This window comes from Ruegeria sp. HKCCD6647-2 (assembly GCF_057221075.1).
This window is the reverse complement of record NZ_JBWVBD010000007.1, coordinates 85591-106141: the sequence shown is the minus strand read 5'-3', so window position 1 is coordinate 106141 and position 20551 is coordinate 85591. Positions and strand designations below refer to the sequence as shown.

Annotated in this window: 16 protein-coding genes; 9 read left to right on the top strand and 7 right to left on the bottom strand. The window is 59.3% G+C overall.

Going from position 1 to position 20551, the window contains the following annotated elements; all coding sequences use genetic code 11:
• The first annotated feature begins 96 nt into the window (after positions 1–96).
• Positions 97–1029 carry an MBL fold metallo-hydrolase gene (locus AC2TDJ_RS18260; RefSeq protein WP_480844111.1) on the top strand — a complete coding sequence of 311 codons (933 nt, stop codon included), beginning with the start codon at positions 97–99 and terminating at the stop codon, positions 1027–1029.
• A gap of 121 nt (positions 1030–1150) precedes the next feature.
• On the opposite strand, the gene AC2TDJ_RS18255 is transcribed toward AC2TDJ_RS18260, so the two are convergent.
• The 3 genes from AC2TDJ_RS18255 to AC2TDJ_RS18245 form a co-directional block, all read right to left on the bottom strand.
• On the bottom strand, positions 1151–2482 hold the full coding sequence (locus tag AC2TDJ_RS18255; RefSeq protein WP_480844110.1) for an NAD(P)/FAD-dependent oxidoreductase: 1332 nt from the start codon (positions 2480–2482) through the stop codon (positions 1151–1153).
• A 160-nt stretch (positions 2483–2642) separates the two neighbouring features.
• Positions 2643–2927: a hypothetical protein gene (locus tag AC2TDJ_RS18250; protein WP_480844109.1), complete on the bottom strand. Its 285-nt coding sequence runs from the start codon at positions 2925–2927 to the stop codon at positions 2643–2645.
• A 311-nt stretch (positions 2928–3238) separates the two neighbouring features.
• A complete protein-coding gene (locus AC2TDJ_RS18245; RefSeq protein WP_480844108.1) occupies positions 3239–4897 on the bottom strand; it encodes an NAD+ synthase in 1659 nt (552 codons plus the stop codon).
• Between the two features lie 153 nt (positions 4898–5050).
• Here AC2TDJ_RS18245 and AC2TDJ_RS18240 point away from each other — a divergent pair, with 153 nt between their 5' ends.
• On the top strand, positions 5051–6532 hold the full coding sequence (locus AC2TDJ_RS18240; protein WP_480844107.1) for an MORN repeat-containing protein: 1482 nt from the start codon (positions 5051–5053) through the stop codon (positions 6530–6532).
• A 7-nt stretch (positions 6533–6539) separates the two neighbouring features.
• Here the strand turns inward: AC2TDJ_RS18240 and AC2TDJ_RS18235 are convergent, their stop codons facing one another.
• Entirely contained in the window at positions 6540–7205 is a 666-nt protein-coding gene (locus AC2TDJ_RS18235) for an SDR family NAD(P)-dependent oxidoreductase (protein WP_480844106.1), read from the bottom strand.
• A 289-nt stretch (positions 7206–7494) separates the two neighbouring features.
• On the opposite strand from AC2TDJ_RS18235, the gene AC2TDJ_RS18230 reads away from it, so the two are divergent.
• Positions 7495–9069: a 2-isopropylmalate synthase gene (locus AC2TDJ_RS18230; RefSeq protein WP_480844105.1), complete on the top strand. Its 1575-nt coding sequence runs from the start codon at positions 7495–7497 to the stop codon at positions 9067–9069.
• 55 nt (positions 9070–9124) lie between these two features.
• On the opposite strand, the gene AC2TDJ_RS18225 is transcribed toward AC2TDJ_RS18230, so the two are convergent.
• Positions 9125–10864 (bottom strand): adenylate/guanylate cyclase domain-containing protein, encoded by a 1740-nt coding sequence (locus tag AC2TDJ_RS18225; protein WP_480844104.1) that lies wholly within the window; start codon positions 10862–10864, stop codon positions 9125–9127.
• A gap of 88 nt (positions 10865–10952) precedes the next feature.
• Complete coding sequence (locus tag AC2TDJ_RS18220) at positions 10953–11744, bottom strand: 23S rRNA (adenine(2030)-N(6))-methyltransferase RlmJ (RefSeq protein WP_480844103.1); 792 nt, start codon at positions 11742–11744, stop codon at positions 10953–10955.
• 157 nt (positions 11745–11901) lie between these two features.
• On the opposite strand from AC2TDJ_RS18220, the gene AC2TDJ_RS18215 reads away from it, so the two are divergent.
• Genes AC2TDJ_RS18215 through AC2TDJ_RS18190 form a run of 6 tightly spaced genes read left to right on the top strand, consistent with a single transcriptional unit; the run spans position 11902 to position 18466 of the window.
• Complete coding sequence (locus AC2TDJ_RS18215; protein WP_480844102.1) at positions 11902–12948, top strand: rod shape-determining protein; 1047 nt, start codon at positions 11902–11904, stop codon at positions 12946–12948.
• 56 nt (positions 12949–13004) lie between these two features.
• Positions 13005–13907, top strand: a complete 903-nt coding sequence (gene mreC, locus AC2TDJ_RS18210) for a rod shape-determining protein MreC (protein ID WP_480844101.1) — start codon at positions 13005–13007, stop codon at positions 13905–13907.
• Positions 13900–14436 carry a rod shape-determining protein MreD gene (locus AC2TDJ_RS18205; RefSeq protein ID WP_480844100.1) on the top strand — a complete coding sequence of 179 codons (537 nt, stop codon included), beginning with the start codon at positions 13900–13902 and terminating at the stop codon, positions 14434–14436. Before mreC ends, AC2TDJ_RS18205 begins: the two co-directional genes overlap by 8 nt.
• The gene (gene mrdA, locus AC2TDJ_RS18200) at positions 14433–16382 is read left to right on the top strand and encodes a penicillin-binding protein 2 (protein ID WP_480844099.1); all 1950 of its coding nucleotides are present in this window, start codon (positions 14433–14435) and stop codon (positions 16380–16382) included. Before AC2TDJ_RS18205 ends, mrdA begins: the two co-directional genes overlap by 4 nt.
• Complete coding sequence (gene rodA / locus AC2TDJ_RS18195; protein ID WP_480844098.1) at positions 16379–17518, top strand: rod shape-determining protein RodA; 1140 nt, start codon at positions 16379–16381, stop codon at positions 17516–17518. The genes mrdA and rodA overlap by 4 nt, the downstream gene beginning before the upstream one ends.
• 15 nt (positions 17519–17533) lie before the next feature.
• The gene (locus AC2TDJ_RS18190) at positions 17534–18466 is read left to right on the top strand and encodes a 2-hydroxyacid dehydrogenase (RefSeq protein ID WP_480844097.1); all 933 of its coding nucleotides are present in this window, start codon (positions 17534–17536) and stop codon (positions 18464–18466) included.
• Positions 18467–18479: 13 nt separating this feature from the next.
• On the opposite strand, the gene AC2TDJ_RS18185 is transcribed toward AC2TDJ_RS18190, so the two are convergent.
• A complete protein-coding gene (locus AC2TDJ_RS18185) occupies positions 18480–20495 on the bottom strand; it encodes a M3 family metallopeptidase (protein WP_480844096.1) in 2016 nt (671 codons plus the stop codon).
• Between the last annotated feature and the right edge of the window lie 56 nt (positions 20496–20551).

The following is a 20551-nucleotide window of genomic DNA, read 5'->3' as shown; positions in this document are numbered from 1 at the left end:
GTTCATCCACGCAGCCCATGTGTTGGGGGTATTTGAGTGGCCGAGAACGCTCATCGACCTAGTTGAAAACCTGATGTTCTGACAGGGAGAACGACAATGACCATCAAACTGACACGCCGGGCGGCGCTTGGAAGCGCCGCGGCTTTGCCATTTGCAACAGTGGCTGCACCTGTTCTGGCAGCCGGAGCAGACACCAAAGCCAATTCAACTATTGCCAAGTCCTTTCAACTGGGCGATTTCACCGTCACGACGCTGCTGGATGGCAGCCTGCCACGCGATGGCGCCAAGGACATCTTCGGCGGCGGCGCATCGGACGAGGAATTCGCAAAGGTTTCGGCGGAAAATTTCATTCCGGCCGACAAGGCTCAATTCTTCTTCACACCTACTCTGGTCAATACCGGCGAAGAACTGGTCTTGTTCGACACCGGTCTAGGTCAGGGCGGTATTCAGGCTGCACTGGCAGACGCGGGCGTGACGCCCGATCAGATCAACGTGGTCGTCATCACCCACATGCACCCCGACCACATCGGCGGCATGACAACCAACGACGCTCCGACGTTTCCAAACGCGCGCTATGTGACTGCGGCGACGGAATACGATTTCTGGGCCGCGCAGGATGCAGGCAACCGTGTGGGCGATCTGGTTGCGGCCAAAGTCACACCGCTGGCCGAAAAAATGAGCTATATCGAAGACGGCGGCGAAGTGTCCTCCGGCATCACGGCCATGGCCGCCTTTGGACACACGCCCGGCCACATGGTCTATCACCTGGAAAGCAATGGCCAACGCCTGATCCTGACCGCTGATCTCGCCAACCACTATGTCTGGTCCTTCGCCCATCCAGAATGGGAAGTGCGCTTTGATATGGACAAGGCAGCCGCCACCGCTGCCCGCCGGAATGTGTTAGGCATGCTGGCCGCCGACAAAGTGCCTATGATCGGGTATCACATGCCGTTCCCGGCAGCCGGGTATGTTGAAACCCGCGGCGACGGGTTCCGATTTGTCCCGGTCAGCTACCAGATGATGGGCTAGAAACAGAAAAACCCCGGCACGCGGAGCGTCGGGGTTTTACGCACGCACTGCCCTTATGCAACGGTCTGCTGCCGAACTATGTGAAGCGGAAATGCTGTAGGTTACCCTCGGGATAACAGGCCTAGTACCCCGGGTCTGGCCGTACCTTTGATCCGTCCGTGAATCGGGTCAGGCAAAATGCAATCGGATCGACGCATGGTGTTACCTGCGTCACAAGATCGGCGACCAACCGGCCAGCGCCCGGCCCGATTCCGAAACCGTGACCGGAAAAACCAGTGGCAATCCACAGACCCGGCAGGTCTTCAACTTCCGAAATCACCGGAATTGCATCCGGCGTCACATCAATAAACCCCGCCCAGCTTTCGACAACATCAGAGTTCTCCAAAACCGGGAAAGCCCTGGTCGCAGCGGACAAAGCCTGCCGCAGTGCTTTTTTCGAGGGTTCCGGGTCCAGAATACGGCAATCTTCAAACGGCGTGATGTCTGAAGGTAACCAGGACCGGTTCTGCTGCGCCTCTACAGCCCAGCGCCGAGACAGGCGAAACCGCAGCGATTTCCATTCCTGCTTATAGGCTGGAAGGAATTGCCAAGCCAGACGGAGGCTGTCTGGAACAATATCCACGGTGTTTTCATGCCCTGAAGCAATTGTAAAACCGCCATCTGCCCGTTTGCGGATCGCAAAATCGTCAGACCACAAGGCAATTCCCGGCCCGTCCTGGCTCGGCGACGTCCGCATCACGGTGTTCAAAACCTTGAGTTGCGGCAACGCGATACCGAGGTTTCCGGCAAAAAGGCGAGACCACGCCCCGCCAGCCAGAACTACCCGATCGCAGGTCACACGACCCCGCTCGGTGAAAACTCCGGCGACCCGCCCCGCCTGGGTGTCGAGACTGCGGACCGCACAGTTGGTAACGATCGTTGCACCGTTGTCCCGGGCGCCCTCGGCTATTGCGGGTGCTGCCCATTGTGGCTCCGCCCGACCATCCTGTGGGGTGTAGAGCGCCGCGGACAGCCCCATTGCCATACCGGGCAACAGCTGATCCAGCTCGGCGCCCCACACCATGCGGGCGCCCGTCTGCCGCCCTTCGAGATGACGTAGCCAGCGGTTCAACTTTCCCTCGGACAACGCGTCCCGCGCTCCAAACATGATCCCTGACTGGACGTAGCCGGTTTTTCGCCCCACTCGTGCATCCAGCCCCTGCCAGATGCGAATTGATTCCTGCATCAGCGGGATCTCCCGGGGGTCGCGCATGCCCAGCCGCACCCACCCCCAGTTGCGAGAGCTCTGCTCGCCCCCGATCTGACCTTTTTCACACAGAAGAACCGAATGTCCACGCTCGGCCAGTTCCAGCGCGGTGGACGCACCTATTATGCCGCCGCCAATTACGGCTACGTCCACCTGCTTGGGCAAAGTGAAATCGGATTCGACATGTATCGGCTTGGGGCCGGGCATCCACTGCTCAACTACAATTCCTCGGACCGGTATGGAGCCCCAGGACGGCAGTGCAGACAATGTAGAAAAACAACAAAACGGGCGATTGCCCGAACCTGTGGCACATTCGCATACGCGCCGACATATTCAGCACTCATTCGGACGACAGCAACCGTGTGGGTCAGGCCGCGCCGGACAAGTGCGCCCATGTTTGACGCAGGATCGCGCCCACGCCGGTTTCCTGAGGCTCTTCTTCCTCTTCAGATGCCTCCTGCGACGTCAGTGTCGGGAATTCAGTCCGCTCCCGTGACTTATCCGCTTCCTCGGCCGTCTTGGCCGGCACGTTCTCGCTCAGGATTCCAGCAATCGCATCATCGGTCGCCGCCTCGTTCAATTCCTGTGCGGGCGACTCCATCGCCTTGTATCTCAGAGGCGAATGCAGCGATTTATCGTATTCGTTATACATTTGACCACCAAAACATTTACCTGCATCCACATACCCGGATGCATCGTACCCAGTTCAGCAAACCCGGCCCTTTGGCCCGTTTGTCGGGCTGTTCGACCGGATTGCGTCACGCTTGCCAACTTTAAGGCAAACCCCGGTCACAAATGTGGCAAAAAATGGGCCAAAACGCAAGGTGAACGCGCAACGCGCCCGGACAAGGGGCTGTTTTTCATAAACAATATTGGACCAAACATGGGATTGCCCCAAATTTGTCAACTATCAATTGCCCTCGACCGAAACGCCGGATGGTTGGCGTTAAAACCACCCGCCGTTTACGCCTTGTCGCGCCAGCGATTCACAATGGGATAACGGCGATCCAGCCAAAAGGCGCGCGACGTCAATCGAGTTCCCGGCGCGGACTGGAATCGCTTGTATTCGCTGATGTAAATCAGGCGCTCGACCCTTCTTGCGACTGCCGCATCAAACCCGGCCGCGACGCAGTCGGCAATCGAGCCATCCTGATCGACGAGAATATCAAGAATGGCATCCAGAACCGGGTAATCCGGCAGGCTGTCGCTGTCCTTTTGATCTTCGCGCAACTCGGCGCTTGGTGGTTTGTCGATGACCGATGGTCGTATGATCTCGCCCTCGGGGCCCATCATCCAGTCGCGATGGTTGGCATTGCGCCAACGACAAGTTTCGAACACCCGCGTCTTGTACAGATCCTTGATCGGATTGTAGCCGCCGTTCATATCACCGTAGATCGTGGCATATCCCACAGCGACCTCTGACTTGTTTCCGGTGGTCAGCAGCATCTCGCCAAACTTGTTCGAAATCGCCATCAGCAGCAGACCGCGCAACCGGGACTGAATGTTTTCCTCGGTCAGATCCTCATTACGACCGGCGAACAGCGTGGCGAGCGTTTCGGTTACCGCTGCACGGCTCTGCGAGATCGGAACAAAGTCATATTGCACGCCCAGCGCTCGAGCGACGGCTTCGGCATCCTCCAGTGAGCTCTGGCTGGTATACTCCGAAGGCAGCATCACACAGCGCACATTGTCCGCCCCGATTGCGTCAACGGCAATGGATGCAACCAACGCGGAATCAACGCCGCCGGACAGGCCCAGCACAGCTTTTCCGAACCCTGTCTTGCCCATGTAGTCACGCAGCGATTGCACCATGGCGCGGTAGTCCTGCTCCCACTCGTTCGGCTGCGGAACGATTTCGGCAGGTACGATCTGCCAGCCTTCGTCGCCGCGCTGAAGATCGATATGGGTCACGGCCTCATCAAAAACCGGCATTCGAAAGGCAAGCTCGCCGCCCGGGTTCAGCCCGAACGTCCCGCCATCGAAAACCTGATCGTCCTGACCGCCCACCATGTTGAGGTAAATCAGCGGCAGTCCGGTTTCGACCACGCGCGAAACCATGTGGTTCAGGCGCACATCGTATTTGTTGCGGAAATAGGGCGATCCGTTGGGGATCAGCAGGAACTCGGCACCGGTTTCAGCCAGAGTTTCCGCGACGTCCTCGTGCCACCCGTCCTCGCAAATCGGGCTGCCAATCCGGGTATTTCCAACGGAGTAAGGTCCACCCAAAGGCCCAGCATCATAAAGGCGCACCTCGTCGAACACGGTTTCATTCGGCAGGTGGTGTTTCAGCATCTTACTGGTGATGCGCCCATTCTTCAGGATCAGGTAGGCATTGTACAGGCTGCCGCCTTCAAACCAGGGCCCGCCAATCGCCAGCGCCGGGCCCTTGGCACATTGCTCGGCCAGAGCTTCGACCGCAGCCATCGCGGCGCGGTAAAATACGGGCTTCATCACCAGATCCTGCGTGTTGTAGCCGGTGATGAACATCTCTGGCAGTGCGACCAGATCCGCCCCGGCGTCGCGCCCATGTTCCCAGGCTTCTGCGGCCTTTGCCGCATTACCCTCGATATCCCCGACCACGGGGTTAAGCTGCGCCAGAGTGATGCGGAAACGATCGGCCATTTTGCCCCCATGTTCTCGTAGCTTCCAAAGGCATTTAGCAGATCACACCGCGAGTAAAAGGCAAATGCGGCAAAAGCCGTTGCTCTGCCCCCGGCGGTACCTTAGTTTTGCGAAAAAGGATGCAACCCGGAAACAGGGCAGGCAGGGACCAGCATGAATGTGATCCGCAACTCTATTGCTATTGTAACGCTCGTTCTGGCGGCGCAGGCCGCCTCGGCACAGCAAGGACAGATCATTGTCGCCGACGACGAGGTTGGCGGCGTCTACGAGGGCACCTTCGAAAATGGGCTGCGCCACGGCACCGGAACCTACCGGTTGCCCGACGGGTTCGAGTATTCCGGTGAATGGGTCGAGGGTGAGATTCAAGGTCAGGGAACGGCCCGCTACGCAAACGGGTCGGTCTACGAGGGCTCATTCGTCAAAGGCCAGCCCGAGGGCCACGGAAAGATCCTGTTTGCCGATGGCGGATCTTACGAGGGCGAGTGGTCGAATGGCGCAGTCAACGGAACCGGCGTCGCCGTCTATGCAAACGGCATGCGTTATGAAGGCCAGTTCAAGGATGGACGCCGCAATGGCAAAGGCGTTCTGACCGATCAGAACGGATATGTCTATGACGGCGAATGGGTCGATGGCGTCAAGCAAGGCAAGGCGAAAATCACCTCGGGCGATGGCAGTTTCTATGAAGGCGACATTCGCGCGGGGCAACGGCACGGAATTGGCACCATGACCTTTCCCGACGGGATGAGCTATGTCGGCGACTGGGTCGAGGGTCACATGACAGGTGCCGGCCGAGCCACACAGGCCAATGGGGATGTGTATGAAGGCGAAATGGTCGAAGGCCGCCGACAGGGCAAGGGCAAGGCGACCTATGCCAACGGAGCGGTGTACGAGGGCGACTTCGTCGACGACCAGCGCCATGGACAGGGTGTTTTTACGGGCAGTGACGGTTTCCGCTACTCCGGCACGTGGACCAAAGGCCAGATCGAAGGGCTGGGCGAAATGACCTACCCTGACGGGTCAGTCTATGTCGGTGATTTCGTGGCCGATTTGCCCCATGGCAAAGGACAGACCACCTATCCCAATGGCGCGGTGTATGACGGCGAATGGATTGCCGGAGTGTTCGAAGGCTCCGGAACCGCTACGTTCCCCAACGGCACTGTGTACAAAGGCCAATTCAGGAACGCCAAGAACCACGGCAAGGGCGTTTTGACCTTGGCCGATGGCTACCTTTACGAGGGCGACTGGGTTGATGGCGTCCGGCAGGGTCAGGGCAAGGCAACCTATCCGGACGGAACCGTGTACGAGGGCGGGTTCGAAAACGGAAACCGCCACGGAAAAGGAAAGATCGTAACACCGACCGGTTTCGAATATGACGGAGACTGGGTTCAGGGCAAAATCACCGGCAAGGGTATCGCCACCTATGAAACCGGCGATGTGTACGAAGGCAATTTCCTGGACAACAAACGTCACGGTGACGGCACCATGCGCTATGCGAGTGGTCAGGAACAATCGGGCGTGTGGGAAGACGGCGAACTGGCGTCCGAGACCACTGTAGACTCTCAGACCGAAGAAGCACCGTCTGCGGAAGAAGACCCCGCTGAAAGCACATCAGATCCAGAAAATTCTGACGGGTGATCCACCGCTACCACGGCACGGGGCTTCCCGCCCAATCAAAAAATCCGCCCGTTTCGGTGACCTTCAGCGCACCTACTACGCCAATAAGATTTCGTGCAGCCTCATCCGGTTCCACCGCCGGGTGCCGTCCGAGGTATTTTTGCGTAAACGCAGTTTTGACCGTTCCAGGGTGGAGTGAAACGCAGATTGCCTGTTTATGCGTCCGCGCCAGCTCGATCGATGCCGTGTGAACAATCTGGTTCACCGCCGCCTTGGCCGCGCGGTAGCTGACCCAACCGCCCAGCCGATTGTCTCCGATCGACCCAACGCGCGCCGACAGCACGCCCAGAACTGACCGCCGGTCGCGCGGCAACAGACGGGATGCATGTTTCAGCACCAGGGCAGGTCCAACGGCGTTCAGGGCAAATTGATCCATCATGGCTTGCGCCGTAACCGCACGCAGCGACTTTTCCGGCGCCGCGCCGTCAATCTCAAGCGCGCCAGAAGTCACCAGAATCAGATCGAACGGGCCTTCGATCCGCGAGAGAAATTGTTCGACCGCGTCGGGCTGCATCAGATCAAACCCGTCCCTGGACCGGGACAACCGGGTCACCGCGACTTTCTGCGCCTCAAGCCGGTCGCAGATAGCCTGGCCAATTCCGCCTGTCGCACCAATGATCAACGCCGTTTCCATGGGGCGAAGCTAGGCGGCGACCCGCGCCAATCAACACCGCTCGCTTCGAAACAACGCGTAAAGGTCACGCGAGGGCAGATTCCGTCTTTTCATTCCCGGATCGCACTGTATAACCTCAACCCCATGATCAACCGCGCAGATACCCTTGTTGCCGACACCGCCGTTCGCGGTGCGTCGCTGCGTGGCCTACTGATCCTAATCCGCCTCTGAGCGTGCCAACCGGCGCGCCCGCTCAGAGGAGGACGCCCGCGCGCCATAGGCTTTAGGACAGAAGAAGAAAGAGATTCCCATGACCAACGTGACCGACCAAGACCACGTCTTGATCTTCGATACGACTTTGCGCGACGGCGAGCAGAGCCCGGGCGCAACCATGACCCATGACGAAAAGCTGGAGATCGCCGAACTGCTGGATGACATGGGCGTTGATATCATCGAAGCCGGCTTTCCCATCGCTTCCGAAGGCGATTTCAAAGCCGTCTCCGAGATTGCCCAGCGGTCGAGGAACAGCCGCATCTGCGGCCTTGCCCGCGCAAACTTCACCGATATCGACCGCTGCTGGGAAGCAGTGAAACACGCTGAAAAGAACCGAATCCACACATTCATCGGCACGTCGCCGCTGCATCGTGCCATTCCGAACCTCACGCAGGACGAAATGGCCGAGAAAATCCACGAAACGGTCAGCCACGCCCGCAACCTGTGTGAGAATGTGCAGTGGTCGCCAATGGACGCGACACGTACCGAGTGGGACTATCTGTGCCGTGTGATCGAAATCGCGATCAAGGCCGGTGCCACCACGATCAACATTCCTGACACGGTAGGCTATACAGCGCCACTCGAGTCTGCCGACCTGATCAAGCGCCTGATCGAAACGGTTCCGGGCGCGGATGAGGTCGTTTTTGCCACCCATTGCCACAACGATCTCGGCATGGCGACGGCGAACTCGCTGGCGGCCGTCGCTGGTGGCGCGCGCCAGATTGAATGCACGATCAACGGCTTGGGCGAACGCGCGGGCAACACGGCGCTGGAAGAGGTCGTGATGGCCCTGCGCACCCGCAACGACATCATGCCATGGCGCACCGGTATCGATACCACCAAGATCATGCATATCTCGCGCAGGGTGGCGACGGTGTCGGGCTTTCACGTCCAGTTCAACAAGGCCATCGTCGGCAAGAACGCCTTTGCGCATGAAAGCGGCATCCATCAGGACGGGATGCTGAAAAACCGCGAGAATTTCGAGATCATGCGCCCCGAGGATATCGGGCTTTCCGGCACTTCCCTGCCCTTGGGCAAACATTCGGGCCGCGCGGCGTTGCGCGACAAGCTGGAAAACCTGGGCTATGAAGTTGGCGACAACCAGCTCAAGGATATCTTTGTTCGTTTCAAGGATCTGGCCGACCGCAAGAAAGAGGTGTTCGACGACGACCTCATAGCCCTGATGACGCTGGACGATGACGAAGCCAACGATCACCTGCAACTGGTGTCGATGAAGGTGACCTGCGGCACCGGTGGGCAGGCAGAGTCCACGGTTGAGCTTGAGGTCGATGGCGCGGACATCATTGCCACCGAACATGGTGACGGCCCGGTCGACGCGACCTTCAAGGCCATTCGCGCGATCTACCCCAACAAGGCGCATCTGCAACTGTATCAGGTACACGCCGTTACCGAAGGGACTGACGCACAGGCAACGGTTTCCGTCCGTCTGGAAGAGGACGGGATGATCGCAACCGGCCAGTCCGCCAACACGGATACTGTGGTTGCATCGGCAAAGGCGTATATCCACGCGCTGAACCGCCTGATCGTGCGTCGCGAAAAGGCAGGCCCCGGCGCTGATGCACGGGAAATCAGCTACAAAGACCTTACCTAATACAGGTCTTGAGCAAACGGACGGCCCGGAGTTTCGGGCCGTTTCTTTTTTGGCTTCAGGTCAGTCCGGCTTTTTCCATACCCTGAACAAAGTGCTGCAGGTCTTCCTTGTTGCCATAGTGCAAGGTCGGCACAAGGGTTTCGATCTTGAAATCCGGCTGTGCTGCGTAAACCGCATCGGCATGTCTTTTGGCCTCATCGGAATTTCCCAGCCAACCGTGGCACGCGGCCAGATATGCGTCTTGAATGGCATCGCGTACCGGCAGGCGGGCGAAATCCTCGATGGCTTGCTCATAGTCCTTTGCGGCGAACCGCGCGCGGCCCAGATGGCTCCAGAACCGGGCCGGATGGTGCGGGTTCAGGCGCATGGCTTTCTGAATCCATTCGGCACCCTCTTCAGGGCGGCCTGACCACGTCAGCAGCTCACCCATCTGAACAACGACCAGATCGTAGTTGGGGTTCAGCGACAGGGCACGTTCCTGATGATAGCGCGCGCGGGCCAGCTTGTTGCGCAATATCGCAACAGCGGCCATCAACCGGTGCACGTCGGCATCGTTGTCATCCAAAGAGGCCGCTTTGTGAATCGCCTCCTCGCAAAGTGCCAGCATCTCCTCCGGGTCATCGCACCAGCCATATCCCCAGGCCTGCCCTCTGATGCACCCGCTCCAGGCATGGGCGTGCGCATATTCGGGATCCAGCTCAATGGCCCTGTCGATCAGCTTCATTGCTTCGACATTATCCTCGCGCGTGCTGCGATGATGCAGGGCTTTGGCCGCCAGAACACACTCATAGGCCGCGAGGTTCGATGGCGGCTTTCGCTTCAACCCTTCCTGCTGGGACGCCTCAATGCGACCTGGCAGTGTGGCCACAACAGCCGAAGTGACCTCGTCCTGAATGGCAAAGATATCGTCCAGATCACGATCATATTTTTCGGCCCAGACATGAGCGTCGTTCTGGCTGTCGATCAACTGCACGGTCACCCGAAGCCGGTTCCCGGCTTTGCGCACACTACCTTCGACGATGTATTGCGCCCCCAGAGCCTCGGACACCTCGCGCAGGTTTACAGCCTGCCCCTTGTAGACAAAACTGGAATTGCGCGAGATCACGAACAGCTCGTGCCGGCGACTGAGTTCAGTCAACAGGTCCTCGGTCAGGCCATCGACAAAGAACTCCTGTTCGGGATCCCCGCTCATGTTTTCAAAAGGCAACACCGCAATTGAGGGTTTGACGACCTTGGTCGAGCCATTGCCTTCGACGTCTGCGTCAGCCGCCTCGACAGGCCCATCCAATTCAACGCGGAATGCCTGCACCGGTTGAGACAGGTTCTTGAGCGACAGGCTCCCCAAATCCTGAAATCTCAGATCCAGGCGGCTGGTCACCTGATCATGTACCGCGCCGGAAATCAGAACCTCTCCGGCATCGGCCGATTGCTCAAGCCGTGCGGCCACGTTAACGCCGCTGCCAAAGATGTCGCCGTCCTCATAGATGATTTCATCCAGGTTGATGCCGATCCGGAACTGGATGCGCTGGTCTTTGGGTACGTCGGCATTGCGACGAAACATCCGGTTTTGCACTTCGACCGCGCAGGCAACCGCATCGCAGGCGCTGGGGAATTCAACCAGCATCCCGTCGCCGGTCGTCTTGATGATAGTGCCGCGGTTCTTTTCAATGGACGGGTCTATCAGCTCGATCCTGTGGGTGCGCAGGCGGGCCAGCGTGCCCTGTTCGTCGGTTTCCATCAACCGGCTGTAACCGACCATGTCGGCTGCAAGAACTGCGGCAAGTCGACGATCCATTTCCCCCCCCTGCGACAAGTGTAGTGTTGCGTGCCTTCACCTAACAAGGAAATTCGCACATGCATGAGGGGGCCGTCAGCGAACGTGTTCACGCGCCAAGATCGGAAAAAACCTGGTCCAAGGCCTGCGTTTCGGCAACAAACCCGAACGGCGCATTTACCACGAACATGCCCGAACCCACCATGCGATGCCCTTCGCGAGCGGCCGGAAAACCGACTTCGTGACAAACCGACTTTGGCAGGTTCTGCGCCTTCAATGCCTTGACCATCGCGGCATGTCGGCGATCCCTCAGGATCGGGTACCACAGGGCGATCACGCCCACGTTCCATTTGCGGTGTAGCTTTGCGACGATCCCCGGCAAGCGGTCGTAATCTGATTTCACCTCATAACTGGGATCGATCAGCATCAGGCCCCGGCGCGGTGTCGGAGGCAGCAGGGACTGTGCCAGCTCAAACCCGTCCTGCCGATAAGTCCGGGCCGCGTAAGGCTTCATCGCCTTGTTCAGTGCCGCATGTTCCTGAGGGTGCAACTCGGCCAGATGCAGGCTGTCCGAGGAACGCAATAGATTTGCCGCGATCAAGGGCGACCCCGGATATGCCGTGTCCCCATGTTTGGCTTGCACCTGTTCAAGCGCCTGCGACAAGGGATGCCGGGCGTCAAACCAACCTTCTGCTCTGGCCCGTTCGATACCCGCTGCGGCCTCACCCGTGCTTACAGCTTCGGTCGCGTCGAGATGATAGAGGCCACGTCCGGAATGCGTTTCGATATAGGACAGAGGTTTGTCTTTTTGCGCCAGATAACTCAGCATCCAGGCCAGTAATGCGTGCTTTTGCACATCAGCCAGATTGCCGGCGTGGTAAATGTGTTGATAAGACAGCATTTTGCCCTCTAAAGTCCTTATCAATGAGGCGGAAAGGTGCTGATTGTCGCGGAATCAGCCCTTTTACCGGGCGGTTTGGCACCCTATAAGACATCCGTCCCGGAACCGTCGAGTCGCGGGCAGTAGATAACAACTGACACACAGGATCAGGGGACACATGGGATTCTTTGGCAATCTGGGCGGCCTGTTCACAGCAGACATGGCTATCGACCTTGGAACAGCAAACACGCTGGTTTATGTCAAGGGGCGAGGTGTGATCCTGTCGGAACCTTCGGTGGTGGCCTACCATGTCAAGGATGGGGTGAAAAAAGTTCTGGCAGTAGGCGAAGATGCCAAGCTGATGCTGGGCCGTACTCCGGGATCCATCGAAGCCATCCGACCGATGCGTGAAGGTGTGATCGCCGACTTCGATACCGCCGAAGAGATGATCAAGCATTTCATCCGCAAGGTACATAAACGCTCAACCTTCTCGAAACCCAAGATCATTGTCTGTGTCCCCCATGGCGCGACGCCGGTTGAGAAACGCGCAATTCGTCAGTCGGTTCTGTCGGCAGGCGCGCGCCGTGCGGGCCTGATTGCCGAACCGATTGCGGCAGCCATTGGTGCCGGAATGCCAATCACCGATCCGACCGGGAACATGGTCGTCGATATCGGCGGCGGCACGACCGAAGTTGCGGTTCTGTCGCTGGGAGATATTGTTTACGCGCGCTCGGTTCGCGTTGGTGGAGACCGGATGGACGAAGCCATCATCTCATACCTGCGCCGCCAGCAGAACCTGCTGGTCGGTGAATCCACGGCCGAACGTATCAAGACCACCATCGGCACTGCCCGTATGCCCGATGACGGCCGTGGCCAGTCGATGCACATCCGAGGCCGTGACCTGTTGAACGGTGTGCCGAAGGAAATCGAAATCAGCCAGGCTCAGGTGGCCGAAGCGCTGACCGAGCCGGTTCAGGCGATTTGCGAGGCGGTGATGACCGCGCTGGAAACCACTCCACCCGATCTGGCGGCAGACATTGTCGATCGCGGCGTGATGCTGACTGGCGGAGGGGCGCTGCTGGGCGATCTGGACCTCGCCCTGCGCGAACAGACCGGACTGGCTGTCTCGATTGCGGATGAAAGCCTGAACTGTGTGGCATTGGGCACCGGCAAGGCACTGGAATACGAAAAACAACTGCGCCACGCGATTGACTACGAAAGCTAAGGCGCGCACCCTTTGACGGGTGACAAACGGACGCGAGCAGCACGGGAAGGAGTCCTGTGGCAAAGGACCGTTCACAGCGCGACGATTACACGGCCCCTCTGCGCAGGTTGCTGTTGGGGATCGTGGTTCTGTGCCTGCTGGGCATCTTCGTCGTCTGGCGGATCGACAGTCCGCGGGTCGAACGCTTCCGCGCACAGGTGGTCGACAAGGTCGTCCCATCGATGGAATGGGCCATGGTGCCGGTTACGGCCGCGGTCAATCTGGCGCGTGATTTCCAAAGCTATCAACGGCTGAGCGAACAAAACCGCGAGTTGCGCAGCGAGCTGCGCCTGATGCGCGCCTGGAAAGAGGCCGCGTTACAGCTTGAGCAGGAAAACGCCCGCCTGCTTGATCTGAACAACGTGCGGCTCGATCCCCGCCTTACGTATGTCACCGGGGTTGTCATGGCCGACAGCGGGTCCCCGTTCCGGCAATCGGTCTTGCTGAATGTGGGTGAACGGGACGGTATCCTGAATGGATGGGCCACGATGGACGGAATCGGAGTGGTCGGCCGCATCTCGGGCGTGGGGCCGGACACGGCACGGGTGATCCTGTTGACTGATGCCTCCAGCGCCATTCCGGCAACGATCCAGCCTTCCGGTCAAACTGCATTGATTGCAGGCGACAATACAGCGTCGCCGGTGGTTGAGTTTCTTGAAAACCGCGAGTTGGTGCGCCCCGGCGACCGTGTGGTCACTTCCGGCGATGGCGGTGTGTTTCCGGGCGGCCTGCTGATCGGTCAGATCGCTGTCGATCCGGGTGGACGCCTGCGGGTGCGCCTGTCGGCAGATTTCGAGCGGTTGGAGTTTCTGCGTGTGTTGAGATACCAACCCGCGACGTCCATTCCCGATCCCGGAGGCATTGTCGGACCTCTCAGACCCGAAGCTGCCCTGACCCCGCAGGAGGTCGGAGATGGATAAACCCACCTCTCATCTGTGGGTTAAGCGCAGCCTGTATCTGCTGCTGGCGGCCATCGTCCTGTTCCTGCACCTGCTGCCGCTGGATACGAAACCGGATCGCTGGCCATTTCCAGACTTGCTGATCGCGCTGACCTTTGCCTGGGTCCTTCGGAGGCCGGAATACGTCCCCACTCTTGCCATCGCCGCCGTTATGCTGATGTCCGACCTGTTGCTGCAACGCCCTCCGGGACTGCTTGCAGCGCTAGTTGTTTTGGGCGCAGCTTATCTGCGGTCGGCGGCTCCGGGCATGCGTGATGCCGGTTTCTTCAGTGAGTGGACCTCGGTCGGTGCTGTCATCACGGCAATCTATGTTCTGAACCGGCTCGTTCTCGGTATTCTGTCCGTCCAGCAGGCAGCACTGACGCCGACCGTCGTGCAAGTGGTACTGACGATTGCAATTTACCCGCTGATTGTTCTGCTCAGCCAGAGCGGTTTTGGCGTGCGACGCGCATCTGCCGTGGATACAGCCGCCGCAGGAGCGCGGACATGAAGCAACGCAGATCGAAGTCACAGGGCCTTGCCTATAAACGCCTGCCCCGCCGGGCTTTGGTTCTGGGCGGATTGCAGGCCGCATTCATTGGCGGTCTGGCGGCAAGGATGCGGTTCATGCAAGTCGATCAGGCGGATGAATACCGCCTGCTGGCGGAAGAGAACCGGATCAATATCCGCCTGATTCCGCCGAAACGCGGTCGGATCTACGACCGGAATGGACAAATCATCGGGCAAAACTCGCCCTCGTACCGTATTGTCATAGTGCGCGAGGATGCCGGCGATATCGATCAGGTCATTGCCAAGTTGTCCCGTCTGATCCCCCTGAACGAAGATGAGATTGAACGTGCCAAAACCGAAATGCGTCGCTCGGCCCCGTTCCTGCCTGTCACCCTGGCCGATCAGGTCACGTGGGAGGATATCTCGAAGGTCGCGGTCAACGCACCCGCCCTGCCCGGCGTCATCCCCGAGGTTGGCCTGACCCGGCAGTACCCCCGTTACGAGGATTTCGCCCATGTCGTCGGCTATGTCGGCCCGGTCAGCGACTATGACCTGAGCCAGATCGAAGACCCCGAACCGGTCCTGCGCATTCCGCGCTTTCAGATCGGCAAGGTCGGTTTGGAAGCCAAACAGGAAATCGTCCTGCGCGGAAAGGCGGGCGCAAAACGTGTCGAGGTGAATGCAACAGGGCGTGTCATGCGCGAGTTGGATCGGCAGGAGGGCACGGCCGGAGCCGATCTGCAGTTGTCCGTCGACGCCGATCTGCAGCAATACGCGCAGGCCCGTCTGGCCGGCGAAAGCGCGGCTGCTGTGGTAATCGACTGTGAAACCGGGGATATCCGGGCCATCAGCTCAGCCCCAAGTTTCGATCCCAATCTGTTCGTCCGCGGTATTTCTGTTGCGGATTATCAGCTTCTCACACAGGACAAATACCGCCCGCTGGCCAACAAGACGGTACAGGGCACATACCCGCCGGGGTCGACCTTCAAGATGATCACCGCCATGGCGGCGCTTGAAGCTGGCGTGATAGGTCCATCCAACACCGTCTATTGTCCGGGGCACCTGAAGGTCGGCAGCCGCCGGTTCCATTGCTGGAAGCGCGGCGGACACGGCACTGTCGATCTGGAAACCTCGCTTAAGCGCAGTTGCGACGTGTATTACTACGACGTGGCTCTGCGTGTCGGGATCGACAAGATATCCGAGATGGCCCGAACATTCGGGTTGGGTGTCAAACACGATATCCCGATGTCCGCTGTGGCCGCAGGCCTTGCCCCCAATCAGGAGTGGAAACAGCGCATCCATGGCGAGGAATGGCTGGTCGGTGATACTGCCAACGCCTCGATCGGTCAGGGATTCATGCTGGCCTCGCCCTTGCAACTTGCCGTGATGACCGCGAGGCTCGCCACCGGCCGTTCCGTCACGCCGCGTCTGGTGCGCAGCATCAACGGCGTCGAACAACCTTCGGGCGCAGGCGAAGCCCTGAACGTGAACCGGAACAATCTGGAGCAGGTGCGACGGGCCATGTTCACTGTTTCAAACAACCGGCGCGGCACGGCCTACCGCAGTCGCATCATCGCCGATGAGTTCCGCATGGCGGGCAAGACCGGCACCAGCCAGGTCCGCAATATCACCAAGGCCGAACGCGCCGCGGGCGTCATCCGCAACGAGGACCTGCCGTGGGAGCGCCGCGACCACGCCCTGTTCGTCAGCTTCGCCCCTTATGACAATCCCAAATACGCTGTAGCGGTCGTCGTCGAACACGGCGGTGGGGGGTCCAGAGCGGCGGCGCCAGTGGCACGGGACATCATGCTGCAGGCGCTCTATGACGGCACCCCCCCGCTCGAGGCTTACCCGGCCGCAGATCGCGAGCGCATCAAAGAGCTGCAAAAAAGGCTCGAGGGTGACCGGCGTCCCAAAGCGCGTCCTGACGAAAAGGACCGCGCATGAGTTATCTTGAATATGCCGTCAAATCCACGCCGTCGGGGTTCCGCAAAATTCTGTATATGAACTGGCCGTTGACACTGTTGTTGATCAGCGTTGCAAGTGCCGGTTTCCTGATGCTGTATTCCGTGGCGGGCGGGTCCTGGACACCCTGGGCCGAACCGCAAATGGAACGCTTTGGACTGGGCCTTGTGGCCATGTTCATTGTGGCGATCGTGCCAATTTGGTTCTGGCGCAACATGTCTGTGCTGGCCTATCTGGGCTCTATCGCCCTACTGGTTTTCGTCGAACTATTCGGAACCATCGGAATGGGCGCACAGCGTTGGATTGACCTTGGGTTCATGCGCTTGCAGCCTTCCGAATTGATGAAGGTCACGCTGGTGATGCTGCTGGCGGCGTATTACGACTGGCTGCCGTCACACAAGACCTCGCGCCCCCTGTGGGTCATTATTCCGGTTCTGCTGATTCTGATCCCGACATTCATGGTGCTGCGCCAACCCGACCTGGGAACATCAATCCTGCTGCTGGCGGCGGGCGGCGGGCTCATGTTCCTTGCGGGCGTTCACTGGGCCTATTTCGCTGCGGTCATCGCCGCAGGCGTCGGCCTTGTTGCAACGGTGTTCAACAGTCGCGGAACAGAATGGCAGTTGCTAAAAGATTATCAGTTTCGCCGGATCGATACGTTCCTCGACCCCTCAACCGACCCGCTGGGCGCCGGATACCATATAACGCAGTCAAAGATTGCTCTGGGGTCAGGTGGTTGGAACGGACGCGGCTTTATGCAGGGCACGCAATCGCGCCTGAACTTTCTGCCGGAAAAACACACCGATTTCATCTTTACGACACTGGCCGAAGAGTTCGGTTTCGTCGGAGGTATCACTCTGCTGATCCTCTATGGTCTGATCCTGATATTCTGCTTGGTCACGGCGCTGTCGACCAAGGATCGCTTTTCGTCACTGGTAACGCTTGGCATTGCGTTGAACTTTTTCCTGTTCTTCGCCGTCAACATGTCGATGGTCATGGGGCTGGCTCCGGTCGTCGGCGTTCCGTTGCCAATGGTCAGCTACGGCGGGTCGGCCATGCTGGTGCTGATGGCGGCCTTCGGGATCGTTCAAAGCGCCCATATTCATCGTCCCCGCTGATCTGAAAGGTTCCAAATGCCCGTAAACGTTCTGTTTTCCGCGCGCCCTGATCTATGGCCCGTGTATGAACCGTTGTTGTCTCAGGGGCTTCGACAGGCAGGGCTGGATTTTCATCTGTCCACGGACATTCCTCCTGAACTGGTCGACTACGTTGTCTATGCCCCCAATGGCGGGCTGTCCGATTTTACTCCGTTTACCCGTTTGAAGGCGGTGCTCAGCCTTTGGGCCGGGGTCGAGAGTATCTCGGGCAACGAAACGCTCACGGTGCCGCTGGCGCGAATGGTGGATCACGGGTTGACCGAGGGCATGACGGAATGGGTGGTGGGACATGTTTTGCGATACCATCTGGGCATGGACATCCACATCATGCAGCAAGACGGCACGTGGACGCCCGACGCACCTCCGCTGGCCTCACAACGCAATGTCTGCGTTTTGGGATTGGGCGCGTTGGGGCAGGCATCGGCACGCGCTTTGGCAGCCCTGAATTTCAACGTCACAGGTTGGAGCAGAACGCCCAAGACCATCCCCGGCGTGACCTGTCTGCACGGTCCCGACGGATTGCGCACTGCGCTTTCGAACGCTGAAATTGTTGTATTACTGCTGCCTGACACGCCCGCGACCGAGAACACTCTGAATGCGGACACGCTTGCCTTGCTGCCCAAGGGCGCAAAGATCATCAATCCGGGACGTGGACCGTTGATCGACGATAACGCGTTACTGGCAGCCCTGAACTCGGGCCAGGTCGGTCATGCCACGCTGGATGTGTTCCGGGTCGAGCCGTTGCCGCCAGAGCATCCCTATTGGGCGCACCCAAACGTCACCGTCACCCCACACATTGCCTCGGAAACCCGGCCCGTCACCGCAGCGCAGGTTGTTTGCGAAAACATCAAACGCGGCGAGGCCGGTGAGCCGTTCGTGCATTTGGTGGACCGTCAGCTGGGATACTGACGGCCCCGCTTGCCTAGGCCGCGATCAGTCCGCGACCTTTCAACAGCGCATCGACCCCCGGCAGCCGTCCCCGGAACGCCAGATACAGGTCTTCGGCCTCGCGCGAGCCACCAGTTGACAGGATGTTGTCTTCCAGCGCTCTCGCGCGTTCCGGATCGAACGCTCCACCCGCTTCTTCGAACGCAGCGAAAGCGTCGGCATCCATGACTTCGGACCACATGTAGCTGTAATAACCCGAGCTGTAACCGTCGCCTGCAAACACGTGCGCGAAGTGAGGCGTAGCATGACGCATGCCAATGGCTGCCGGCATTCCGATTTCCGCCAGAACCTCGGCCTGTTTTTCCATCGGATCGGCCGGAGCCGCGCCATCGTGAAAGGCCAGATCCACCAGTGCCGAGGCTACATACTCGACAGTCTGAAAGCCCTGATCGAAGTTGGACGCCTTCAACACCTTCTCCAGCATCTCCTTCGGCATCGGTTCACCGGTTTCGGCATGGGTCGCGAATTCGGCCAGCACTTCGGGCACTTCCAGCCAATGCTCAAATAGCTGGCTGGGCAGCTCGACGAAATCTCGCGCGACACTGGTGCCCGAAATGCTTTCATATGTGACGTTCGACAACATCTGGTGCAGCGCGTGACCGAATTCGTGAAACAGCGTCCGCGCATCGTCATAAGACAGCAAGGCCGGATCGCCCTTGGCGAAATTGCAGACATTGATGACCACCGGGGCCTGATTTTTGGGAAACTTTGCCTGCCCGCGCATTGCGCTGCACCACGCCCCCGAACGTTTGGAGCCGCGCGCGAAATAGTCGCCGATGAACACAGCAACGTGGCGGCCATTTCTGGTCACCTCCCAGGCTCGGCAGTCGGGGTGGTAAAGCGGCACGTCCAGCGGGGCAAACTCCAACCCGAACAACCGGTTGGCGCAGGCAAACGCGGCCTCGATCATCCGGTCCAGTTGCAGGTACGGCTTCAGGGCGGCTTCATCCAGATCATGCTCGGCCTTGCGACGCTTTTCGGCGTAGTAGCGCCAGTCCCATGCCTGAAGCGGGCCGTTTACGCCGTCCTCCTGCATCATCCGAGTCAGGATTTCCGCGTCGGCGTGGGCACGCGACCTGGCAGGCTCCCACACCTTCATCAACAGATCGCGCACCCGGTCCGGCGTACGCGCCATTTCGGTTTCCAGTTTGTAGTCGGCAAAGCTGTCGTACCCCAGCAACCTGGCACGCTCTTCGCGCAGGGTCAGGATTTCCGCGGCAATCTCGCGGTTGTCGGTTGCACCCCCATTTGCGCCCCGGGCGGTCCAGGCGCGATACGCTTTTTCGCGCAAGTCACGGCGCGGAGAAAACTGCAGGAAGGGTACTATGATTGATCGTGACAGGGTCACCACCGGACCACCCACGCCTTTGTCCTGACCAGCGGCGCGCGCGGCGGTCACAACGAAATCCGGCAGACCGTTCAGGTCGTCCTCAGTCAGCTCCATGAACCAATCGCGCTCATCCGCAAGCAGGTTCTGGGTAAAGGATGTGCCCAGTGACGCCAGTCGCGCCTTGATCTCTTGCATACGCGCATCAGCGTCCCCTACCAGGGCCGCACCCGACCGGACAAAACCACGATGGCTGAGCATCAGGACACGGGCCTGCTCGTCACTCAGGCCAAGATCCTCACGCCGGTTCCACAAATCTGCTACGCGCTGAAACAACGCCTTGTTCGAGGAAATCCCGGAAAAATGCTCTGCCAGTTTCGGCGAGAAAGCCCGCTGCAACTCTTCCCGTTTCGGATTACTGTCGGCTCCGGCAACCGTGAAAAAGACCGCAAGCACCTTGTCCAACTGCTCGCCCGCGGCCTCCAGCGCTTCGATTGTGTTGGCAAATGTCGGGGTGTCCGGATTGGCGGCAATCGCATCTATCTGGGCGTTGTGCGCCTGCAAAGCCTGCACGAGAGCGGGGTCGAAATCCTCGTCCGAAATCTCGGCAAAAGGCGCAATTTCAAAGGGCGTATTCCAGTCGGACAAGATTGGGTTGGTCATGCATGTCTCCTTTGCGCCTATAGCTAGGCAAGGAGCGCCAGATGATCCAGAGCACC

Excerpts from the sequence above, each read along its gene's own strand:
- AC2TDJ_RS18260 (WP_480844111.1), top strand. The coding sequence starts at position 97 with ATGACCATCAAACTGACACGCCGGGCGGCGCTTGGAAGCGCCGCGGCT.
- AC2TDJ_RS18255 (WP_480844110.1), bottom strand. The coding sequence starts at position 2,482 with ATGCCCGGCCCCAAGCCGATACATGTCGAATCCGATTTCACTTTGCCC.
- AC2TDJ_RS18250 (WP_480844109.1), bottom strand. The coding sequence starts at position 2,927 with ATGTATAACGAATACGATAAATCGCTGCATTCGCCTCTGAGATACAAG.
- AC2TDJ_RS18245 (WP_480844108.1), bottom strand. The coding sequence starts at position 4,897 with ATGGCCGATCGTTTCCGCATCACTCTGGCGCAGCTTAACCCCGTGGTC.
- AC2TDJ_RS18240 (WP_480844107.1), top strand. The coding sequence starts at position 5,051 with ATGAATGTGATCCGCAACTCTATTGCTATTGTAACGCTCGTTCTGGCG.
- AC2TDJ_RS18235 (WP_480844106.1), bottom strand. The coding sequence starts at position 7,205 with ATGGAAACGGCGTTGATCATTGGTGCGACAGGCGGAATTGGCCAGGCT.
- AC2TDJ_RS18230 (WP_480844105.1), top strand. The coding sequence starts at position 7,495 with ATGACCAACGTGACCGACCAAGACCACGTCTTGATCTTCGATACGACT.
- AC2TDJ_RS18225 (WP_480844104.1), bottom strand. The coding sequence starts at position 10,864 with ATGGATCGTCGACTTGCCGCAGTTCTTGCAGCCGACATGGTCGGTTAC.
- AC2TDJ_RS18220 (WP_480844103.1), bottom strand. The coding sequence starts at position 11,744 with ATGCTGTCTTATCAACACATTTACCACGCCGGCAATCTGGCTGATGTG.
- AC2TDJ_RS18215 (WP_480844102.1), top strand. The coding sequence starts at position 11,902 with ATGGGATTCTTTGGCAATCTGGGCGGCCTGTTCACAGCAGACATGGCT.
- AC2TDJ_RS18205 (WP_480844100.1), top strand. The coding sequence starts at position 13,900 with ATGGATAAACCCACCTCTCATCTGTGGGTTAAGCGCAGCCTGTATCTG.
- mrdA (WP_480844099.1), top strand. The coding sequence starts at position 14,433 with ATGAAGCAACGCAGATCGAAGTCACAGGGCCTTGCCTATAAACGCCTG.
- rodA (WP_480844098.1), top strand. The coding sequence starts at position 16,379 with ATGAGTTATCTTGAATATGCCGTCAAATCCACGCCGTCGGGGTTCCGC.
- AC2TDJ_RS18190 (WP_480844097.1), top strand. The coding sequence starts at position 17,534 with ATGCCCGTAAACGTTCTGTTTTCCGCGCGCCCTGATCTATGGCCCGTG.
- AC2TDJ_RS18185 (WP_480844096.1), bottom strand. The coding sequence starts at position 20,495 with ATGACCAACCCAATCTTGTCCGACTGGAATACGCCCTTTGAAATTGCG.